This is a genomic window from Cupriavidus sp. IDO, assembly GCF_000812465.1.
GTDB lineage: Bacteria > Pseudomonadota > Gammaproteobacteria > Burkholderiales > Burkholderiaceae > Cupriavidus.
In genome coordinates, this window is sequence record NZ_JWMA01000006.1 from 95,566 (window position 1) to 114,742 (window position 19,177).

At 59.6% G+C, this 19,177-nt stretch carries 16 protein-coding genes and 1 pseudogene; 12 read left to right on the forward strand and 5 right to left on the reverse strand.

The annotated features are described in order from the left end of the window. Positions 1 to 4: 4 nt before the first annotated feature. The 11 genes from RM96_RS39230 (at position 5) to RM96_RS36530 (ending at position 14,393) form a co-directional block, all read left to right on the forward strand. Positions 5 to 1,363, forward strand: coding sequence for an ATP-binding cassette domain-containing protein (locus RM96_RS39230; RefSeq protein WP_039007405.1), 1,359 nt, complete (start codon positions 5 to 7; stop codon positions 1,361 to 1,363). A 10-nt stretch (positions 1,364 to 1,373) separates the two neighbouring features. After that, entirely contained in the window at positions 1,374 to 2,582 is a 1,209-nt protein-coding gene (locus RM96_RS36675; protein WP_193752375.1) for a JmjC domain-containing protein, read from the forward strand. Positions 2,583 to 3,461: 879 nt separating this feature from the next. Beyond that, positions 3,462 to 4,997 (forward strand): asparagine synthase-related protein, encoded by a 1,536-nt coding sequence (locus RM96_RS02275; protein ID WP_039007196.1) that lies wholly within the window; start codon positions 3,462 to 3,464, stop codon positions 4,995 to 4,997. Further along, positions 4,990 to 6,777: an ATP-binding cassette domain-containing protein gene (locus tag RM96_RS02280; protein WP_238587044.1), complete on the forward strand. Its 1,788-nt coding sequence runs from the start codon at positions 4,990 to 4,992 to the stop codon at positions 6,775 to 6,777. The genes RM96_RS02275 and RM96_RS02280 overlap by 8 nt, the downstream gene beginning before the upstream one ends. A 133-nt stretch (positions 6,778 to 6,910) precedes the next feature. Next, positions 6,911 to 7,141: a hypothetical protein gene (locus RM96_RS39785; protein ID WP_039007197.1), complete on the forward strand. Its 231-nt coding sequence runs from the start codon at positions 6,911 to 6,913 to the stop codon at positions 7,139 to 7,141. Between the two features lie 1,997 nt (positions 7,142 to 9,138). Then, a complete protein-coding gene (locus RM96_RS40490; protein ID WP_274520135.1) occupies positions 9,139 to 9,261 on the forward strand; it encodes a lariocidin family lasso peptide in 123 nt (40 codons plus the stop codon). A gap of 88 nt (positions 9,262 to 9,349) precedes the next feature. Beyond that, on the forward strand, positions 9,350 to 9,649 hold the full coding sequence (locus tag RM96_RS02290) for a hypothetical protein (protein WP_039007199.1): 300 nt from the start codon (positions 9,350 to 9,352) through the stop codon (positions 9,647 to 9,649). Beyond that, positions 9,639 to 10,103: a lasso peptide biosynthesis B2 protein gene (locus RM96_RS02295; protein WP_082016391.1), complete on the forward strand. Its 465-nt coding sequence runs from the start codon at positions 9,639 to 9,641 to the stop codon at positions 10,101 to 10,103. The genes RM96_RS02290 and RM96_RS02295 overlap by 11 nt, the downstream gene beginning before the upstream one ends. Beyond that, positions 10,100 to 12,031: an asparagine synthase-related protein gene (locus RM96_RS02300; protein ID WP_039007202.1), complete on the forward strand. Its 1,932-nt coding sequence runs from the start codon at positions 10,100 to 10,102 to the stop codon at positions 12,029 to 12,031. The genes RM96_RS02295 and RM96_RS02300 overlap by 4 nt, the downstream gene beginning before the upstream one ends. Before the next feature lie 28 nt (positions 12,032 to 12,059). Further along, the gene (locus tag RM96_RS36215) at positions 12,060 to 13,868 is read left to right on the forward strand and encodes an ATP-binding cassette domain-containing protein (protein WP_193752376.1); all 1,809 of its coding nucleotides are present in this window, start codon (positions 12,060 to 12,062) and stop codon (positions 13,866 to 13,868) included. Between the two features lie 189 nt (positions 13,869 to 14,057). Beyond that, the gene (locus RM96_RS36530) at positions 14,058 to 14,393 is read left to right on the forward strand and encodes a S8 family serine peptidase (protein WP_063925963.1); all 336 of its coding nucleotides are present in this window, start codon (positions 14,058 to 14,060) and stop codon (positions 14,391 to 14,393) included. A 549-nt stretch (positions 14,394 to 14,942) separates the two neighbouring features. On the opposite strand, the gene RM96_RS02315 is transcribed toward RM96_RS36530, so the two are convergent. Together RM96_RS02315 and RM96_RS02320 are read right to left on the reverse strand one after the other, a co-directional pair. After that, on the reverse strand, positions 14,943 to 15,248 hold the full coding sequence (locus RM96_RS02315; RefSeq protein ID WP_082016393.1) for a type II toxin-antitoxin system RelE/ParE family toxin: 306 nt from the start codon (positions 15,246 to 15,248) through the stop codon (positions 14,943 to 14,945). Next, positions 15,245 to 15,514: a type II toxin-antitoxin system ParD family antitoxin gene (locus RM96_RS02320; protein WP_039007204.1), complete on the reverse strand. Its 270-nt coding sequence runs from the start codon at positions 15,512 to 15,514 to the stop codon at positions 15,245 to 15,247. Before RM96_RS02320 ends, RM96_RS02315 begins: the two co-directional genes overlap by 4 nt. Positions 15,515 to 15,957: 443 nt before the next feature. Here RM96_RS02320 and RM96_RS39790 point away from each other — a divergent pair. After that, positions 15,958 to 16,077 (forward strand): annotated as a pseudogene (locus RM96_RS39790) (integrase); the annotation flags it as partial. Between the two features lie 157 nt (positions 16,078 to 16,234). Here the strand turns inward: RM96_RS39790 and RM96_RS39795 are convergent. The 3 genes from RM96_RS39795 to RM96_RS02330 all read right to left on the reverse strand — a co-directional run bounded on the left by RM96_RS39795 (position 16,235) and on the right by RM96_RS02330 (position 19,080). Beyond that, positions 16,235 to 16,393, reverse strand: coding sequence for a hypothetical protein (locus RM96_RS39795; protein ID WP_338011397.1), 159 nt, complete (start codon positions 16,391 to 16,393; stop codon positions 16,235 to 16,237). A gap of 469 nt (positions 16,394 to 16,862) precedes the next feature. After that, positions 16,863 to 18,482: a glutamine-hydrolyzing GMP synthase gene (guaA, locus tag RM96_RS02325; RefSeq protein WP_039007206.1), complete on the reverse strand. Its 1,620-nt coding sequence runs from the start codon at positions 18,480 to 18,482 to the stop codon at positions 16,863 to 16,865. After that, complete coding sequence (locus RM96_RS02330) at positions 18,457 to 19,080, reverse strand: hypothetical protein (RefSeq protein ID WP_039007208.1); 624 nt, start codon at positions 19,078 to 19,080, stop codon at positions 18,457 to 18,459. The genes guaA and RM96_RS02330 overlap by 26 nt, the downstream gene beginning before the upstream one ends. Positions 19,081 to 19,177 lie beyond the last annotated feature (97 nt).

A 19,177-nucleotide genomic window follows, 5' to 3' on the forward strand; every position in this document is an offset into this window, starting at 1 on the left:
TTGGATGCAGCTTAAGCGTCGCCAGTGGCTCAATGTGTTCCTGCTCCCTTCGGCTGGCTGGACACTGATCCTTATTTTGGTTCATCAGAGCATCGTCGCCGCGTCATCCTTCTACCTGACGCGACTGATCGAGGCATTTCAACATCAGGGCGAATATGGCACTTATCTGATTTTCTACCTCACGGCGATGCTAGTGCCATATCTTCCGGGGTGCACCTCGCTGTTTACGCTGCAGCTTTGGATTAACGATGCACATCGCCGGTTCACGACCCGTTTTTCCAACGCCGCGTACGGCCGGACAGAGATGCATCGCGACAGCGATCTACGCGAAACTGTGGAATCCGTGGCAGCACGTAATTCCTTCATGGCGATCAAGGATTATCTGACTTTCATACACGGATTCGTCGGTTTCTCCTTGAACAGTGCGCTAAGTATGTTGGTGCTATCTGCACTGCTACCCGGCCACCTCTTCTCCGGATATGTCATCAGCCTTGCACTCTCGGTTGTGCTGATTCTACTTCTTAGGGGAACTGTCGGACGGCAGTCTACGAGAACAGAGAATGAGTTCATCGCCTACAGCGAATCCCTGTCGCGCATCTGGGAAAATTCCACGCTTGGCAACCACTATAATTACCAGCTCTGGCAGTCAAGTCGAGATCGACACGCTTCACAATATTACCGGCAATCCAATAAGCTTCAGCTATTGAAGCAGAGCGGAAATCTCGCTTTGGCCGTGGCTGCGCTTCTTCCGACGATTTATCTCATATCGGAGGCGGTCCGCAGCGCAATGACGGAACCGACATTGGTCGCGGCCATCATCGTGAATCTCACTAGAGTGTTCCATATCCTTGGTTCATTGAGCGCTTTGGTATACCAGCTACTTGATTTCTCTGCAATGAACTCGCGTCTACGCGTGATGTTTGAAACCGAACGGATGTTCTCTGAGCCTTCGAATCTTCCGAACTCCCCCTGTGGAGAGATTTTCCTTAATGGAAATCCGGTCCATGACTATATCTCGGTGACGATGTCGGTGCGCTCAAGTAACCAGGGACGTTTTACTGTGCGTGGCGCCAATGGAGCGGGAAAATCAACGCTGTTGCACGTACTGAAGAAGGCGCTGGCAGATGATGCAGTTCTACTTCCAGCTCAGCATGGCAGGCTTGAATGGCAACATGAGTCAAAGACCCTCTCCACGGGACAGAAGACGCTGGCACAGTTGCAAGAGATCTCCAATCACACCGACGTCAAATACTTGCTACTTGATGAATGGGACGCCAATCTGGACAGCGACAACAAGTGCGCCATCAGCGAAATGCTCGACCTACTTAGCCAAAGTAGGGTGGTGGTCGAGATCAGACACTAGGGAGTTCACTATGACAGATTTCAACCTAGCCAAGCAAATACTTAATACTGATGGATTTCTAGAATGCTACAAAATGAAAGCCTTCTGGAAAGGCAGAGTTGATCCCACTCAGCTGACGAAGCTGTTCTCCTGGGACACGTTGAACCACCTCCTATCCACTCATCGCCTAACCAACGACCGACTGCGACTTTCACTTGAGAATGATCACGTCACGCCGAACAAACAGGCCTTTCGCTCAGTACGGGATGCCTTTGGTCGGCCAACGGACTTCCTGTCATTGAGTGACCTACATCGTCTTCTTCGGGCCGGTGCCACAGGCGTGTTGGAAGCCACGAATGAATTGGCCTCGGCGATCGAGGCACTTACACAGCAAATATCCAGCAGGTTTGATGCTCGCTCCACGGCAAATGCATACTTCTCTTTTGGTTCCACTTCTGGTTTTGGCGTTCATAATGACGACCACGACGTGATTGTGGTTCAACTAGACGGTCGCAAGACTTGGAATTTTTTCACCACGTCAAATGGTCTAAACAAGGCCACGGTCTATGAGCTGGACACTCCAACTAAAAAAGATGTTGGCGAGACTATCATTCTGGCACCTGGAGATGTTCTGTTTATTCCAAAGGGAACCTGGCACGATGTGATCTCCATAGGAGAACCAAGCCTTCACCTGACGATCAGCATCGTATATCCTACCATCTTGGACTTTTCGCAGTGGCTTCTTGACCAGAACCGGTATCGATTACCGTACCGTGATATTCGAATGGCGGAGGACGACCTCGCCTTAGTCGCCTCGGATTGCACGGCCTTTTTCAGCCAGATAGTCAATGAGGAATCGATGGTGGCATTCCTCAAGACCTACTACGCGCGACATGCCGCCAGGAGGATTGGCCCATCTCTCCCATCATTGAATCGGATCGAGCCTGACGATACCTTCTTTCGAGTGCCTTTTAGCTTTTTGCAAATTGGAATAAACGAAGCTGCCTTGGGCCACATTATCATCCGCGCCCTGGGCCGAGAGCACATTTTGACTGAGAGAGAGTATTGGATACTGACCACCTTGTCGCACAAGTCCCCGCTTTCGGTAGCGGAGATCGCCGCCACGCACAGCGAAAGCTATGATTTCTCATTCGAATCTATCCAAGGTGCACTGGAGAAATTACTGGACAAAGCGCTAGTCACAAAGGGGCAGCGACGAGTTGCAGCTTTAGTCGACTGACTGGATTGCAGCCCCCGCCCAGTGAGCCGTGCGAGTAAAATGACGAGGCGACGTTTGAAGCGAAGAATGATCTCGCAGTGGTCGCAAATGCCGTGCATGAATGCTTCGAGCTGCGCGGTCGTCAGGCTTTCGCATCCCAGGACCCATAAGGCCCCCGGCGCCGGAAATTTCCCTGCGAGCCAGGTACGAATTGGCAAGAGGTATTCTCGCGTGACCACCAGATGATGTCCGCCTTGCGTTGCTAGGGATCGGCTACGAGCAACTAATCCAGCGGACCGCTTCGCCGGTCATCCGCGAGTATCGGGCCTCTCAGCTGAAGTAACAGGGCCCGTTGTTTAGACCAGTGCGGACCTAATCTAAGAGACCGTTTCGAAAAGTCGGCTCAGTGCGCCTGCAGATGCTCCAGAAAACGCGTGTTCAGGCGGCCGTACGTCCGTTCGATGCGATCCGGTCTGCCGAATCTGCGAGACTTGCATCAAGAAGTTGGCTGTGCAGGAAGTCCTGACGACTTCGACGCCATCCTCGTCCAGCCGCCCTGATTTAGAGTTGGGGCGCGAACGGTCACCCGCATGATGACCATTGCGCATCGCGCGCAAGAAGCGTTCCGGCGCTGGGAGTGGTTGACCATGGCATGGCGGGGACGGCGTCGGCCGGCCGGGCGGCCTCAGTTGAACAACAGCGCGGCATAGTTGCGGGCGCTGTGCAGCACGTGCAACACATCGATGCGCGCGGGCGGATCGGGGACGACACGCTTGGTCTACCGCCCATGGGCGCATTGCCGATTTCTGCTCGCCGGCACATGCCGATCCGCCGATCTTCGGGGAGAGCTCCGAAGCATCGTGGGCCCTCGTGGGACGGATATTCTCCGGCGACAGCGGAATGCCCGCATCCGCTGCCGATGTTGTGGAAGTTGTCCTGCGCGCACCGGAGGACGTGAGCCGGCGGTTCTGGGGCCCCTACTTTGTCGTCGTCTACGACAAGCTCCGGAACCGGTTCCTGATCCTCGCCGACCCTTGCGGCCAGCATCCGGTGTTCTATCGTCTCGCCGCCGATGGCACCCTGCACGTCGGCAACCAGATTGCCGATTTTGCAGTGATCGGTGGCGCGGCGCGCGAGCCGGATGCCCGTTTTCTCCACCAGTTTCTCGTCCATGGATGTGGTGACGCAACGAGAACCGGGTGGAGCGGCATTTCCCTGCTGCCACCCGGGCAGGCATTGTGCTGGACGCGCGTTGACGCACCGGAACTGTTCCGCGCGTGGTCACCCTGGCGTTGGGGGACGCAGGCCAATAGCAGGGAGTTCGTGGACTTGCTGACAATGGTGCATCGGTCGATGTTGCGTGACCGGGATGCTATCGTTCTCGAGCTTTCCGGCGGCGTGGATTCCACCTCGCTGGCGGTTGCATTGCGGCGGGCGGAACTGCACCGGCGAACGACGGCGATCACGCACTTCGATCCGATGCGGGCGTCTTCTAACGAGGTATCGATCGCCAGGAGTGTCGCAGAATCCTGCGATATCGAGCACAGGACGTATCCGCTGCTCGCGCGGTTGCCGTTCTCTTCCGTCGACTGCTTGCGGGCCGTTGCACGCCCCACCACGAAGCTGTGCTTCCTCGCGCGTGAAGACGACATGGCACGACGGGGCTTTCCCGGCAATGACGGTGTGATGCTGAACGGCCACGGCGGCGATTCGCTGTACCTCGCGCCGCCACCGTTCTCCATACTCGTCGACGCAGTCTCCAGCCTTCGCATGGCGCGCGCCGCGTCCGCACTGAGAGCGCTGTCAATCCAGTACCGTCTGCCGATCTGGAGCGTGCTAAGGCTTGCGGGGAACGGGGCGACCGAGCATCTGCGCAGCGCGTTCAGCCAAAAGGCACAGGCAGTGGTTCAGGGGAAACAAAGCGAGCGACCGGCCGCGGGCTTGTACGACGACGTGCTGCTGGACATCTCATTGCGGCTGAAGCCGAGCAGGCGCTATCAGATAGCGGCGCTGGCGGCGATCCTCGATGACGCACTCGTGCAACCCTACCCGTCGCACAGCCGGCCCGTCATGCCATTCCTTTCCCAGCCCATCGTGGAACATGCGCTGCGAACGAGACTCGAAGAGACGTTCTCTGCCGACTACAATCGACTGAACGTGCGGCAAGCCGTCTATCGTGCATCGGGATTGCGGAATCTCTGGCGAACGGACAAGGGCGACATCATGCATGCTGCCTTGCAGGGCATCAAGGCGAACCATGCGCACGTGCGGGAAACCTGTCTCGACGGCTGGTGTGCGTCCGCAGGGTTCATCGATGTCGACGGCATGAGCAAGATCATCAAGCGGACGGCACTGGGATATCCGACGGGCTTGATGGAGATCACCCGAATATATGCCGCGGAGATGTTTGTGCTCGGCCTTGGCGGCAATGCATGACGAAATGGCTCCGCATGACTGCCGCCTGAAGACATTAGCTCTGGGAAAAACGATGCGATTCGCTGCCGCACTGTTCAAAGACTGGATATTCGCCTACAAGATCACGGTCGGCAGATATCGCGCCCTGCCAGTCCATTTCATTGGTGCCACCCTGTCCGTCGCGTTTGCAGCAGGACTTTCCACGCTTGTTCCGTACCTCTTGAGAGAGGCAACCAATGCGCTTTCGATGGATGGCGCGCATCGGCCCGAAGGTTATGCGGTCCTGCTTGCCGGCGCTTACGGGCTTGCCTGGACCGCGGCCAGCGCATTCGAATGGGTAAAGAGTATGCTTTCCGCGGCCGTGCTCGCTAGATGCGACGCGGCATTCCATCACGTCATGTTTGCCAGTCTCATCCGCGTAGACTATGCGCGCCTAACGGATGAAGATCCCGGCAAGCTCGTTTCGGTCGTTGCACGAAGCCGGGCAGCCTTCAGCGCAATAACGTTCACGATCTTCTGGGTCATCGTGCCCACCGTGCTCCAGCTCCTTCTCTCGAGCGCCGTATTGTGGCGACTGACCGATGGCGCGTTCGCGCTGGGCTTCGTCGTTTCGATGCTCGCGCTCTTTGCCGCGACCTGGTTTCTTGCGAGCAAGAGCAAGACCGCCCACCAGGAAATCTTCGGTGGTGCCGACATGCTATCTAGCCATCTTGTCGAGAAGCTCGGCTTCCTGTTCGACATCAAGCTCAACAATGCATACCTGAGAGAAGATGCCGCGCTGCGCCGGATTCTCGACGTCTACGTCAGCAAGCTGTCGCGCGGCAATGCGCGCCTCGCACTCCTGCTCGCCGCACAGGCGGTCTGCACCGGCCTGTTGCTCACCCTGTTTACAGTAACAACGGCTCAGGGCGTGACGCGATCGGAATTGCAGGTAGGCGATTTCGTCATGATTGTCGGTTATGTCGTCGCACTGGCGATGCCATTCACCGCCCTGGCGGGCTCGCTGTCCGACTTGCGCCGCAACCATCTCGCGCTGCGCGAGGGCTTCGGCATCCTGGACCTGCCGGCTGAACGGCACGAATCCACAAGCCACTTCGACCTCTCGGCGTCCGAGGTCTATCGCCTCGAGCATGTGGAGATGACGCACGGTGGAAGGCAGATCCTGCGTGATGTGAACATGACGATTAAACGCGATGAGCTTGTCGTGCTCACCGGCCCCTCAGGCGCGGGGAAATCGAGCCTTGCAAACCTGATGCTCGGACTTGCGCGCCCCACATCGGGAACGGTGTCCCTCTACGGTGCGGACGTCGGCGATATGTCCGTCAGCCACATCGCACGCGAGATCGCCGTCGCTCCGCAAGCGCCCATGATCCTAACTGGAACGCTCAGAGCGAATCTGGTCTACGGCTGCGACAGCCCGCCGACCGACGCATATCTGCTCGATCTCGTTGCGTTGCTGGAGCTGGAGGAACTCGCCAGTGAGGGACACGGAAACGTGCTCGATCGGGAAGTGGGAATCCAGGGACGCGCACTGTCGGGTGGGGAACGCCAGCGTGTCGCGCTCGGTCGCGCGCTCGCGCGCCGTCCGTCCGTCGTCATTCTCGACGAGCCGACCTCATCGCTTGACGTTGGGCGCGAGGCGCGGATATTCGCGCGTGTCCGGGAACGTGTGCCAACGCTGATCGTGATTACACACCGTCATGTATTGCTCCAATGGGCGGATCGTGCATACCGGATCGAGGACGGCCGCGTTCATGAGTACTCCGAGAAGCCTGACCTTCGTGAGCCAGCAGATTCCTGACTCGCCGATTTCACTGCAGCGCAGGCGCACGAGCCCGAATAAGGTCGCGAGTCATAGCCCTTGTCTGCACCCGCTTTGATTTCGCTGTCCGGCGACAAGCGTTCGCTCGCACACGCCCGACGCACGCCACCCCATGAAGAAAGCCTCTCGCCCCTGGCGCTACGCGACTGCCGGCCTCGTCGCCGTCGTCATGCCCGCCACACTCGCGTGGTACTGGCTCGCGCCGGACAAGCAGGCGCAGTATCTAACCGCAAAGGTCGAGCGCGGCGACATCGAAAGCGCCGTGCTCGCGACAGGCACGCTTCAGGCGTCCAGGCAGGTCGATGTCGGTGCGCAGGTCACCGGCCAGATCCCGATCCTCTGAACAGCCCGCCGGCACCGGCACGCGTACTGGTCTCCTGATCGAGACGGCCGATTGCCGTCACCCATCACGAGACCTACATATTCCCGCGAACCCGCATGAAACCCAGCTTCTGAGATCGATAGCTACCGTCACGGCCAGTATTGCCATAGCGCCAAGAGCTAGGCCTAGCCGGAAGAACTCGTTCGTAGCGTCAGCTATACCGTCAAATTCGTCACTCGAGGACAACGAAAGAGTAAGACCTCATATACAAAGCCATTTGGAATCAACGACTTAGAAGAATCGCTTTCCAATTAACTATCTTCGAGCGTTTTTCTAACCTATTGATTTATATGAGGAAACCCCTTCCCCTCACTCCCACTCCATCATCAACAGGCCGCCAAAACCCGCGTGGTTAAAGAGATTGCCTGAGATCGACTTCGGGCCTTACCGTCACTTTCACCGTCAACCGCGCAGAGCATTTGTTGGCGCGGGAGATGGAGCGATTTGCGGGGCGACGACTCTGGCGACACCATTGTCAATCAACTCAAAGAATACAGAAAGTCCAGCGCCCTGTCCGCGTTCCGCCAGCCAATATGTTTACTCACGCCGACCCTACTAGCGTCTCGATTCCGGTGGCCACGCTCTCCCGCCGCAAGGCTGGCCGGCCTCATTCTGAGTCACCTCCTCTAGCCGGAAAACCAGCCCAAGCTCTTGCGTCAGCGTTTCGACGCTCGGCAGGCTCTCCTGCGGCTCGACCGAGAGTACCGTAAGCACCTGCTACTGGGCTACGCCGATTGGGGAAACGAGTTATGTGTTCGACCAGCGCTGCCTCTAAGTCCCGCTCGGCGCGTCGGCACGCAGGCTCAAAAAATCGAAGACGTCAGGATCCTCGAGCGTGGCCCGCGCCAAATGAAACTGCGGCGACGGCAACTGGGCAACAGTTCTTTGGTGCCTGCGCCGCCCGGTCTATCAAGCGGTTGTCGATCTGCGCTAAGCGTATTGAGGTACCAGCCTTGCGCTAGTTCCTGCTGCGCATACCACCGTTTTTGGGTTACTCAGACGATTTGATTCGCAAATCTTTATCACGTAAAAGATCCGGATCGAAATTCGAATTATTAAGACATAACAGGAATGAATATCCATGGAACGCTCGCGGGGATCATTCCGTCCAAATCGTAGGACTCAAGGCCGAGGGTATCCAAACAGAGCGATGACCCCGGCTTGCAGGACTTACGCTTCCTTCCTCCAAATAGACAGCAGAGTATGAAATCAGGCATGTCACGCAGCAGGAACGTGGCGGCTGCATCTTTGGCAGTCTGCTTCGTGTCGCCCCAGACAGCTTCGGCCTCTGGTGTGACGGACGCCCACCGTCGTTCCACTTACTCTGCCGTCACCCATTGGGTGGCGGAAGTTGGCTACGCGGCCATCTGGCGGCCGCACACACTGCCGGCAAGGGGCCGGCAAGGTGCTGGACCATTCCATTCCGTCACGCGAGGTGCATGAGGATATCTGGGTTGCGGTGGAGGCACAGGTGGGGGGCACCGCGCATGGACGCGCCAACATGTACTGCACTCCACCTTCGGAGTTCCAAATCGAAGCGATCATCGATGATCGCATGCGTCTGGTCTGCGTGATCGGGCGCCCTATGCTGCGACGCTGTGTTTTTCCACGCCCCTTAACTCGACAGACCCTAGAACGCTTGATCCGTGAGTCTTCATCACATGAAAACGCCAGATTGATATTAAAAGCATTCAAGTAGATATGAATAAATATATATCGAACTCGCTCGACCAGCACCCGTCAATACCAAGGGGTCTTACTAGGATGCTCTCAAAAGCGTTAAACGGCACTCCCGCGTATAGCCGCTGCCCTACGCAAGAAAAGGTCCTTGACGCAGGCAAAGATTGAAGAAATTTCACGACATTCCACGATGTTGTGAATGCATTTCAGTTTCCACATCTGAAGTGCCAGCCTCAAAAGTAGTTGTTTTTGCAAATATTTTTTACTAGGAAAGTAAAATGAACCCTGTATCGATTCAACCCACCAAAGTCGTCGCCTATGGCTCGTTTCTGGCCGTCATTCTATCCAAGAAATCGTCTCCCGGTGATGGAATCTTTGGTCGCGGCGTGAAAGGCATGTAAAGCAGCGCTTTAAATCACCAACGATGTGCGGCGCGCGCTTAGGCGTCGTCGGGCGCGCGCCTCGCAAACGCTCTCATGGTTGGCATGCATGTCGTACAAGCACTCGACAAAACAAGACTCGAAATGGTTGCATCCGAACGAGTCCCTCGAATGCGTCTCGCTTGATGGCGAGACGATCTTCTATAGCGAGACAAAGAAAGGGTATTTTGGTGTGTCCGGGATAGCGGCCGAGATCTTGACGATTTCTCGAAGATTTCGCGCAGGAATACGCTCGGACGACCTCATCGATGAGATTGCGGGTGGCCGGTCACTGGGGGACGACGATAGGCAATTGATCTTGGACGGCGTCGCCACATTAATCGATCTGAGTGCCCTTTATGAAAAATGACGGCGCGTACGTCTTTCTTGCCCATAGCCTCGTGCGAGCCATGCTGCTCAGCCAGCCGATCAGCGACGCCTATCTTGGCATTTTCAAATCGATTTTCCCCGGTGCGGTCAGGGGCGAGTTCGCGAGCGCAGTCGGCCATATCGACCGGTCTTATCTTCAGGAAGTCTGCGATTTCATCTACCGAGCCGACCTGCTCGAAATTGGCGGCGCGTCGTGCTATTCGGCCAGCATCGTCGTTCAAGCCCTGGCATTTTTGCATGGCATTCCGAGCGACATGGTGATCGGCGTTAAAAGGCAGGATGAGAAGATCGTCGGACATGCGTGGGTCGAATTGTGTCGCGAGGGATCGAGGCCGGAGATCGTCAATCCAGGATGCACGGATTTGAACGAATATCGTGCACTGACGCGCATGAATCCTGAAACGGCCGTCACGGGATGGGTTGCCTCGATATGAAACTCTGGACGGTAGTGGTGAACGGCGCGACTGCGGACGTCGACGCCTACATCGACGATCTACTCGATGCGTTGGCCGATGTTCAGGTCGATAGTGCGAAGAGGATGACTCACTGCTGGGCGACATTGATCGAGATGGATGTCCGCCTGTGCGAAGCCGAACGCCGGTTCCCCCGATGGGTCGAGACATCGGACAGCGACACTGCCTATAGCGGTTGGTTGCGCGACCTGGGCAGCGGTGCGCTCTATTCGGCATTCCGCCAAGACGCGCTTCCACTTGATCCGTCGAAATGCGCCGTGCTCGGAGAGTTCAGCTATGCGTCGGTCCGGCCGGATCGCGTGATCTTGATGACCGACCACTATGCGACGCACCCGATTTACTACTGGCGCGGCAAGAGTGGGCAATGGGTGGCGAGCAACGATCTGAGGCTGCTCTTGCTGTGCCGCCTTGTGCCGCTAGAAATCAGGCGCGACTCGTGCATGGAGCACCTGACGCAATCCGTCATGGTGGGGGAAAACGAATTGGCTGGCGGAGCGACATTCTTCTCAGGGGTGCTGAAGATGCCGGTGGACAGCGTACTGAGCATCGACAGAACGGGACGAGCGTTCGGGCTGACGCCGGCGCGCGAGGAAGCCGCTTTCCGGCTCGACGGCACGATCTCCCGCCGTGAAGACTTCGAGCAGGCGTTTCGTGCTCGTCTGGATGCCTGTGTGCTCGACCGCATCGAGGCCGGCGCGAGCGGAATCTTGTTGAGCGGCGGCGTTGACTCCAATACTGTCCTCGGTGCGAGCCTCTCGACACGCAGACGCCCCGCGCCCTTCTGCGCCACCATGGGCTTCAGGGATGGCGATCTCGCGATGAGCCAGGACGACAAGCTCGTCGAGGCGCTGGTTCGGCACTGCGGCGTTCCTCACCGGTTCATCTACGCCGACGATTTCCTGCGTCTGCCGACGCTGGATGATGCCTGCGCCTATGTCGATGGGCCCGACGCAGCCGCCAATCCGCTCGCCAAGGAAGCCTGCGCACGTGTGTTCCAGGATCACCACGTCTCGCTCGTCATGACGGGCGAAGGGGGAGATGCCATTCTTGGCGAATCGATGCATCCCTGGATTCTCGATTCGATTCGCGAACATGACGGGATCGAAGCGCTCCACAAGTACGTGACAGAAAACCTCGGCGTTCGAGCCTTCTCGCGAGCTTACTTTCGTAAGGTGCTGACCTCGCTGTCGCCCCACTTTGGGAGGCACGAGTGGCTTGAGAAGGAATCGGCCGAAAGGTACGCGAAACTGCCGGATTACCTGGGAGAGCGCCTGCGCGAGGCGGTGCAGCGCCATGCGCACTCCGGAATCGGGCACGTAAGGCATTCGCAAACGCGATACTTGGGCCACGACTATATCAAGGCGATGCTCTATCCGCGGGCGACCTACTTCGACACTTTGAATCTCTACTGCACCCACTCCCATCCGTTTCTCGACCCGCGGATGATCTCGTTCGCACTCGCGTGTCCACCGCATCTTCACCACGACTACAGGCGCCTGAATCGCGCGAATCCCTACGCGACGTCGAAAATGCTGGCGCGAAACGCCTATCGCGATGCACTGCCGGCTTTTGCGGCGGAGAAAACGAGCAAGACGAGCTATGCGCCGATGGCGCGGCGAATGTTCCACAATAGCGCGAGTGCACTGCTGCGCTTGGCCGATCGGTCGATGATTCTGAATGACTGGGGGCTCGTCGATCAGGTGCGCTTCCGCCGCCATCTGATGGCTTATATTGTCGCGACGGAAGACCCCAACACCCAGCTTGGCACTCAGTATCACTACATTCGCGGTGTGACCGACCTTGAGGCTTGGCTCGTCAAATTCTCCGGAGCGCGGCCTTCCGTCGTCAAGCATTTGAAATTCCGTCCAGCCCGCTCCCTTGCGGGCTAAGTGAGTCACAATGCAAGCTTGGGAGATCTTGCGCAATCTCGGCGATACACTGTCACTACTGTGGCGAGCGGCGCCACGAACACTGTGCCTCGCCATTGCGTCGAACCTCATCGTCGGCGTCATACCGAGCGTGCTGCTCTATATCAACGCGCAGCTCATCGAGCGCCTGACGTCCAACGCAGCCGTAGCCGCTGTCATGGCGCTCGTCATCGCCTACTTCATACTTGGCGGCTTTCACGATGGCTTGAATGCGATATCGAGCTTCATCGTGGACACGCTTCGAGATTCGGCCCGCATTCTGCTGAAGCGGGAGGTGAATTCGATCGTCGCGACGTTTCCGAATCTCAGCATACACGAAGACGCCGATCTGCGCGAAACGGCGATCCTCGCGACTGACGCGAGCGACCAGATTGGCGACCTTGTCCTGCATCTGTACGCAGTGTGCGTCGGGACCGTGATGATCGTTCCGATCCTGCTTCTAACGGCGCAGACGGCGTGGTGGATTCCCATCCTGATGTTGGCCGGTATGGTGCCGACCGTCTTGTTCCGCGCGCGGGCCGAGCGCGAAAGCTGGGATGTCCAGGAGCATCATGCGGCGACGTTCAACGAGCTGCGCATCCTTGAGCGGATTCTGACGCAGCCCGAATTCGCCAAGGACTTGCGCATCTATCGAATGCAGGAGCGCCTGCTGGAAACGTGGCAGGGTCTCTACGACAACTATCTCGAGACCATCAAGCGAGTCCGCACGCGCAACGCGCTCAAGCTCGCCGCGACGTCGCTGACGGCGAGCGTCTGCATCGGTCTACCGCTTTATGTCGTCATCGACGGATTCCAGATCGGCAAGTTCAGCATCGCTCAGCTCGCGTTCCTGCTCGGAGCGCTCGTTCAGTTGAAGGACGGGTTGGCGGCGATCATTTACAACATCGGCGATCTGTTACGCGTTTCCTATGCCATTCGCCCATTCCGCAAGTTGATCGCCCTTCACGCTGCGGAGCAGAAGCCGGCCGCCGCCCCTGCTCGCCCGACGCCGCCAGTGCGCGAAACGTCGGTGGCCGCGCTCTGCGTGACGTTGCGCAACGTGGGTCTGCGGTACCGCGATGCCGAGCGCTCGGCGCTTGATCAGATCAACCTGGAGATTCGCGATCGAGAGGTCGTTGCGATCGTAGGCGAGAACGGTGCCGGTAAGACGACCCTGCTCAAATTGTTGAGCGGGCTCTACGAGCCGACGACGGGCGAGCTGGCGTGGTCGGCGGCCCAGCATCCTCCGCGTGTGGTCGGCGTGTTTCAGGACTTTTCGCGCTTTCCACTCGACGTGCGCGAGAACCTCGTCGAGCACGACATGCGGCAAGCCCACGAGTACCTGAAGGCAGTTGGCCTCGAGTTCCTCATTCGCCACCCGGGTACGCCTTTGACCACCGAGATGGCAGGCGGATTCGACTTATCAGGAGGGCAGTGGCAAAGGCTAGCAATCGCACGTGCAATGGCGCATGCCGGCGAGGCCGACCTGCTCGTTTTCGACGAACCCACTTCAGCGCTCGATCCGGAATCCGAGGCGGACATCATGCGGCTCATTCTCGAGCTCGCTGAGCAACGGACGACCGTCATCGTCAGCCACCGCCTCGCGTTGACTCGTTTCGTTGATCGCATCGTCGTACTTGACAACGGCCGTCTCATTGAGGAGGGGTCTCACGAGGAACTCATCGCGCGAAACGGGAAGTATGCGCGGATGTTTCATAGTCAAGCCATGTTCTATCAGGAGAGCGTGCCGGAGGGACCCATTGCAATACGCCGGTTTGATGTGCTAATGGGGAGGAAGTCGAAGAGATCGGACCGATGACGCCCCCACTGAATTCGTCTCGGAAACGCGTGTTCAGGCGGCCGTACCGTCCGTTCGATGCGATCCTGTCTGCCGAATCTGCGAGACATGCATCAAGAAGTTGGCTGTGCAGGAAGTCCTGACGACTTCGACGCCATCCTCGTCCAGCCGCCCTGATTTAGAGTTGGGGCGCGAACGGTCATCCGCGTTATGACCGTAGGTGCCACCAACATGAACGAGCAGTTCGTTGGCTACAGTAGCCAGGGCCGGGCCGCGCTCGACCCGGACAAGCCGGACTTCTGCTCGATCACGCATTTCACCGGCTTCTCCACAAGCGATGACGGTACCTCGGCGGCAACCCCGATCGCGGCGGGCGTGGTGGCGTTGATGAAGAAGGCCAAGCCATCATTGACGCAGGATGAGGCCAAAGCGGCCCTGAAAGCCACCGCAAAGGGCATCGGCCTGGTTGGCTTCGATCAGCACTCGGGTGCCGGGATCATCCGCGCGAAGGCTGCCTACGATGTCGTCGCGGTTCCTGCCGAGTAGGACGGAGGGAATCCCAGGGCGGATTCTGCACGGGTGGTGGCGGCGTTTCGTCGCCCACGTCCCCTGCAGCCAGCACGCCAACCGTTGCATCAACACAAGTCGCGAGAAGTCATCCTCCGGCATTTGCTGCCTACCCCAGTGGGTCCGGCGGACAAGCTGCTGAGTTTCAAGCGACGCCATGGCCATTTGCTGCCGCCCCTGCGTGCGAACGTCGAGGCCCATTGCACGGTCGTGACCACGCTCCAGGACGCGAACGACCGCCTAGAAGCCAATGAGGCGTTCCTGCTGAAGATCCCAGACTGGTCAACATCGGGAGCAATGAGGAGTTGCATCGCAAGTCACTTGAAGTCTCGAGGGCACCGGCCTGGCCGCCGCGCGCGGCCGCGGCCGCGGCCGTCCGCAAGAAAGCTTCAACCAAGGTTCCCGCACTTCGTACGTAATGGCGCGCCGCGCGGGCCTAGACGTTGCGCATCGTGCGCAGGAAGCGTTCCGGCGCTGGGCGTGGTTGACCATGGCATGGCGGGGACGGCGTCGGCTGGCCGGGCGGCCTCAATTGAACAACAGCGCGGCATAGTTGCGGGCGCTGTGCAGCACGTGCAGCACGTCGATGCGCGCGGGCGGATCGCCCACCACGCGGTAGAAGATCTGGTAATTTCCATGTACGCGGTGCCGGATGCCGCAGTCCTCGTAGCGGGGCACCAGCGGGAAGGCGAGCGGCATGTCGGCGAGCGACAGGCACCGGTCGCGCAACTCCTGTACGAAGGAGAGCGCGCGGCGCGGGTTGTCGCGGGCAATGTAGTCGGCGATAGCTTCGAGTTCGGCCTCGGCCAGCGGCGTCAGGCGAACGACGATCATGCGCCGCGCTCGGGTGTGCCGCCTGCCGCGGCGCGGTACTTGGCTTCGAGGCGGTCGAACACGGTGGCCGCGTCGGTGCCGCGGCCCGCGTCTGCCTCGGCCAGGCTTTGCGCGAGCGCTGCGTCCAGCGCCATCAACTGCGCTTCGCGGTCCTGGATCAGGCGCACGCCTTCGCGCAGCACTTCGCTCTTGGAGCCATAGCGGCCCGAGGCGACCAGCTCGGTCACGTAGCGCTCGAGTTGTTGACCAAGATCGGCACTGATCATGGTTCGCTCCTTTTCAGACGGGTGCCGTGAGTGTACCCCCCCTTGATAATAGTTATCAAACTGACCGACTAACGTGCGGGCAAATGCACTGAAAGGCACCAAATGGGGGCTGGTGCCTTGCCCAAGTCGTGTCGGGCTAGCGAGCGGCCCGCAAAAAAGGAACACTCCGTAACGCGGAAGGCCCGGAATAAAAGTGGTATCGCAAACGGCCAGACGACAGGAGCACCCTTTTGTTGGTGACTTCCCGTCCGCAAATTCCCGTGTACGCCAACGCCGCAGCGGCGGCGAGCCACTGTGCTCGGCGGCGCGCCAACCTTGCCGATAATGCTCAAAACAGACCTTTCATAAACCTCCCCAGCGCCCTTGGTTTACGAAACTAAAAAATTGATCACTCAAAGTGTTCTTTTTACAAAGATTATGAACCGCCCGCAGGCGGGCAGCGGCAGTGCCTGGCGCACGACGAGGGACGTTCGTCGCGCTCGGTCTACAACAAGGCCGAGTACGCAGACCGGCGGCGCCACACGCTGCAGGAGTGGGCCGACATGGTCGATGCCTGGATCGATGCGGCCTTCGCACGCTCGGCCACAACTGCGTGACCCGGTTCAAGTCGCCTTCGACATGCAGGGTCGGCGTCGTAGCGCGACGGCAAGGCGAACTTGGAGCCGGCTGCGCAAGCGTGCAGCGCTACCAAGATGTCCAACGCCGGGCGCGACAGATAGACTAGGAGCGAGTTGCGCCCTCGGGCCTACGAGTCTTCTCCCGCGGCTTCTGCAGAACCGGTGAAACACCGTCGCGTACCAGCTGCTTAGCAGCCCGCAGCCTTTTTCGCGCGACGGCAAGCGAGATGCCGCCGAAACCATAGCGGCCCATGGTCAGCATCTCGCGCCGGCCATTAATGCGATAGTCGTACCGGAAAGAAATTGGGCCGGTCGGTCAGATGGCCACATACATACCATCGCGATCTGCGACCTTGGAAAGAATCGCGCGAGGCTTGAGGGTCCAAAGGGCGAGGTCTGTGAGCATGAAATGGGTCTCCTGATCGAGGCGGCGGATTACCGTCACCCATCACGAGACCTACAGATCCGCGCGAACCCGCACGAAACCTAGCTTTTGAGATCAATCACTACCGTCACGGCCGGTATTGCCATGGCGGCAAGAGACAGGCCTAGCCAGATGAGCTCGTTCGTACCGTCAGCTCTACCGCCAAATTAGGCGCTAGGGGGCATGGGAAGGGCGAGATTCGTATACAAACACTTTCCAAATCAACAACTTAGAAGAACCGCCTTCTAATTAACTATCTTTGAGCGATTTTCCAAGCTGTTGATTTATATGAGGAAATCCCTGCCCCTCACTCCCACTCAATCGTCGCAGGCGGCTTGCCCGAAACGTCGTACACCACCCGGTTCAGCCCCCGCACCTCATTGATGATGCGGTTGGACGCGCGGCCCAGCAGCGAGTACGGCAGGTGTGCCCAGTGCGCGGTCATGAAGTCGGTGGTCTGCACGGCGCGCAGGGCCACGACGTAGTCGTAGGTGCGGCCATCGCCCATCACGCCGACGGACTTGACCGGCAGGAACACGGCGAACGCCTGGCTGGTTAGGTCATACCAGCTCTTGCCCACTTGCGCCGGCTCGCACAGGCCCGCGGCGGCGTCCTGTTCGGTGGCAATGGTCTTGCGCAGTTCTTCGATGAAGATGGCATCGGCACGGCGCAGCAGGTCAGCGTAATCGCGCTTCACCTCGCCCAGGATACGCACGCCCAGGCCCGGGCCCGGGAACGGGTGGCGGTAGACCATTTCCGGCGGCAGGCCGAGGGCCACGCCCAGTTCGCGGACTTCGTCCTTGAACAGGTCGCGCAGCGGCTCCAGCAGCTTGAGGCCCAGCGTTTCGGGCAGGCCGCCGACGTTGTGGTGGCTCTTGATGGTGGTCGCTTTCTTGGTCTTGGTGCCGCCCGATTCCACCACGTCCGGGTAGATCGTGCCCTGCGCCAGCCACTTGGCGTTGCTCAGCTTCTTCGCTTCGGCCTGGAAGACTTCGACGAACTCGCGGCCGATGATCTTGCGCTTCTGCTCGGGATCGGTCACGCCGGCGAGGTGGCCAAGGAACTGCCCGGAGGCGTCGATATGCACGACCTTGGCGTGCAGTCGGCCGGCGAACATGTCCATCACCATCTTGCCTTCGTCCAGGCGCAGCAGGCCATGGTCGACGAAGACGCAGGTCAGCTGGTCGCCGATGGCGCGATGGATCAGCGCTGCGGCCACCGACGAATCGACGCCGCCGGACAGGCCCAGGATCACCTCTTCGTCGCCCACTTGCTCGCGGATCTTCGCAACCGCTTCGGCGATATGGTCGTGCATGACCCAGTCGGGCTTGGCGCCGGCGATCTCCAGCACGAAGCGCTCCAGCATCTGGCGGCCCTTGGAGGTGTGCGTGACCTCGGGGTGGAACTGCACGGCGTAGTAGCGGCGCGCCTCGTCGGCCATGCCGGCGACCGGGCAGCTCGGCGTGGAGGCCATCAGCTTGAAGCCCGCCGGCAGGCCGGTGACCTTGTCGCCGTGGCTCATCCAGACCTTGAGCATGCCGTGGCCTTCGGGCGTGCTGAAATCTTCGATGTCCTTGAGCAGCGCGGTGTGGCCGTGGGCGCGCACCTCGGCGTAGCCGAACTCGCGATGGTCGCTCCACTCCACCTTGCCGCCCAGTTGCACGGCCATGGTCTGCATGCCGTAGCAGATGCCCAGCACCGGCACGCCCAGGTCCCACACCGCCTGCGGCGCGCGCAGCTGGTGGTCTTCATACGTGCTGGCGTGGCTGCCCGACAGGATGATGGCCTTGGGCGCGAACTCGCGCACGAACGCGTCGGAAACGTCGTTCGGGTGGATTTCGCAGTAGACGTGGGCCTCGCGAACGCGGCGGGCAATCAGCTGCGTGACCTGCGAGCCGAAATCAAGAATGAGGATTTTGTCGTGCATGATGGGCGGATGGCGTTTCGTCCGGTTCGGGCTCGGTCATGACTTCGGTGCCGGGGCCGTAGCCGGGCGGCGGCGTGATGACCGGCTCGCGCCGGTATTCTGGGGATGGCGTCTGGCGCGCCGCGGGGGCAACGCCGGGTTCCTTGCGGGTTTCCTTCTTGTTTTCCTGTTCCTGCAGCTCGCGTTCGGCTCTCAGTTGCCGCTCGCGGTTGCGTACGCGCTTTGCTGCCGGGATCTGCACCGCGGCAAAGAACGCCAGCACGACGGCAAGCACAGGCAGCCAGATCTTCCCTGCGCCCTGCAGCGGCAGTTCCAGGAAGATCATCCACGCGACGATCAGCAGCGCACTGGCCAGGTTGACCTGACCGACCGTGCGCGCCACCGGCACCGTCAGCTGGCCGTTGACCGTGGCCTGCCACAACAGCCAGGCGAGGCCGATCAGGGCCACCCCAAGCAACTGGCCGAACAGCGCCGGCTGGGGCTGCGGCAACTGCAGCGCAGCATACAGCGTGGTAAACGGGGACATCAGCAGCAGAATGCCGAGCATCAGGTCGAGCAAGGCATCGAAAAACAGCACGGCACGCAGCAATACCTTCATTGGCGCTCCTCGTCTTGGACCCGGCCGGTGATGCGGCTGGCTTACAAGCAACGCAAGCGTGGCGTGCGGCAGGGCAATGGCGTTCCGGTCCGGCGCG

Coding starts and splice junctions, on each gene's coding strand:
- RM96_RS02290 (WP_039007199.1), top strand. CDS start 9,350: ATGTCGTACAAGCACTCGACAAAACAAGACTCGAAATGGTTGCATCCG.
- RM96_RS02315 (WP_082016393.1), bottom strand. CDS start 15,248: ATGATCGTCGTTCGCCTGACGCCGCTGGCCGAGGCCGAACTCGAAGCT.
- RM96_RS02280 (WP_238587044.1), top strand. CDS start 4,990: ATGCATGACGAAATGGCTCCGCATGACTGCCGCCTGAAGACATTAGCT.
- guaA (WP_039007206.1), bottom strand. CDS start 18,482: ATGCACGACAAAATCCTCATTCTTGATTTCGGCTCGCAGGTCACGCAG.
- RM96_RS36675 (WP_193752375.1), top strand. CDS start 1,374: ATGACAGATTTCAACCTAGCCAAGCAAATACTTAATACTGATGGATTT.
- RM96_RS36530 (WP_063925963.1), top strand. CDS start 14,058: ATGACCGTAGGTGCCACCAACATGAACGAGCAGTTCGTTGGCTACAGT.
- RM96_RS02330 (WP_039007208.1), bottom strand. CDS start 19,080: ATGAAGGTATTGCTGCGTGCCGTGCTGTTTTTCGATGCCTTGCTCGAC.
- RM96_RS39230 (WP_039007405.1), top strand. CDS start 5: ATGCAGCTTAAGCGTCGCCAGTGGCTCAATGTGTTCCTGCTCCCTTCG.
- RM96_RS02275 (WP_039007196.1), top strand. CDS start 3,462: ATGCCCGCATCCGCTGCCGATGTTGTGGAAGTTGTCCTGCGCGCACCG.
- RM96_RS40490 (WP_274520135.1), top strand. CDS start 9,139: ATGAACCCTGTATCGATTCAACCCACCAAAGTCGTCGCCTATGGCTCG.
- RM96_RS39785 (WP_039007197.1), top strand. CDS start 6,911: ATGAAGAAAGCCTCTCGCCCCTGGCGCTACGCGACTGCCGGCCTCGTC.
- RM96_RS39795 (WP_338011397.1), bottom strand. CDS start 16,393: ATGCTGACCATGGGCCGCTATGGTTTCGGCGGCATCTCGCTTGCCGTC.
- RM96_RS02295 (WP_082016391.1), top strand. CDS start 9,639: ATGAAAAATGACGGCGCGTACGTCTTTCTTGCCCATAGCCTCGTGCGA.
- RM96_RS02300 (WP_039007202.1), top strand. CDS start 10,100: ATGAAACTCTGGACGGTAGTGGTGAACGGCGCGACTGCGGACGTCGAC.
- RM96_RS02320 (WP_039007204.1), bottom strand. CDS start 15,514: ATGATCAGTGCCGATCTTGGTCAACAACTCGAGCGCTACGTGACCGAG.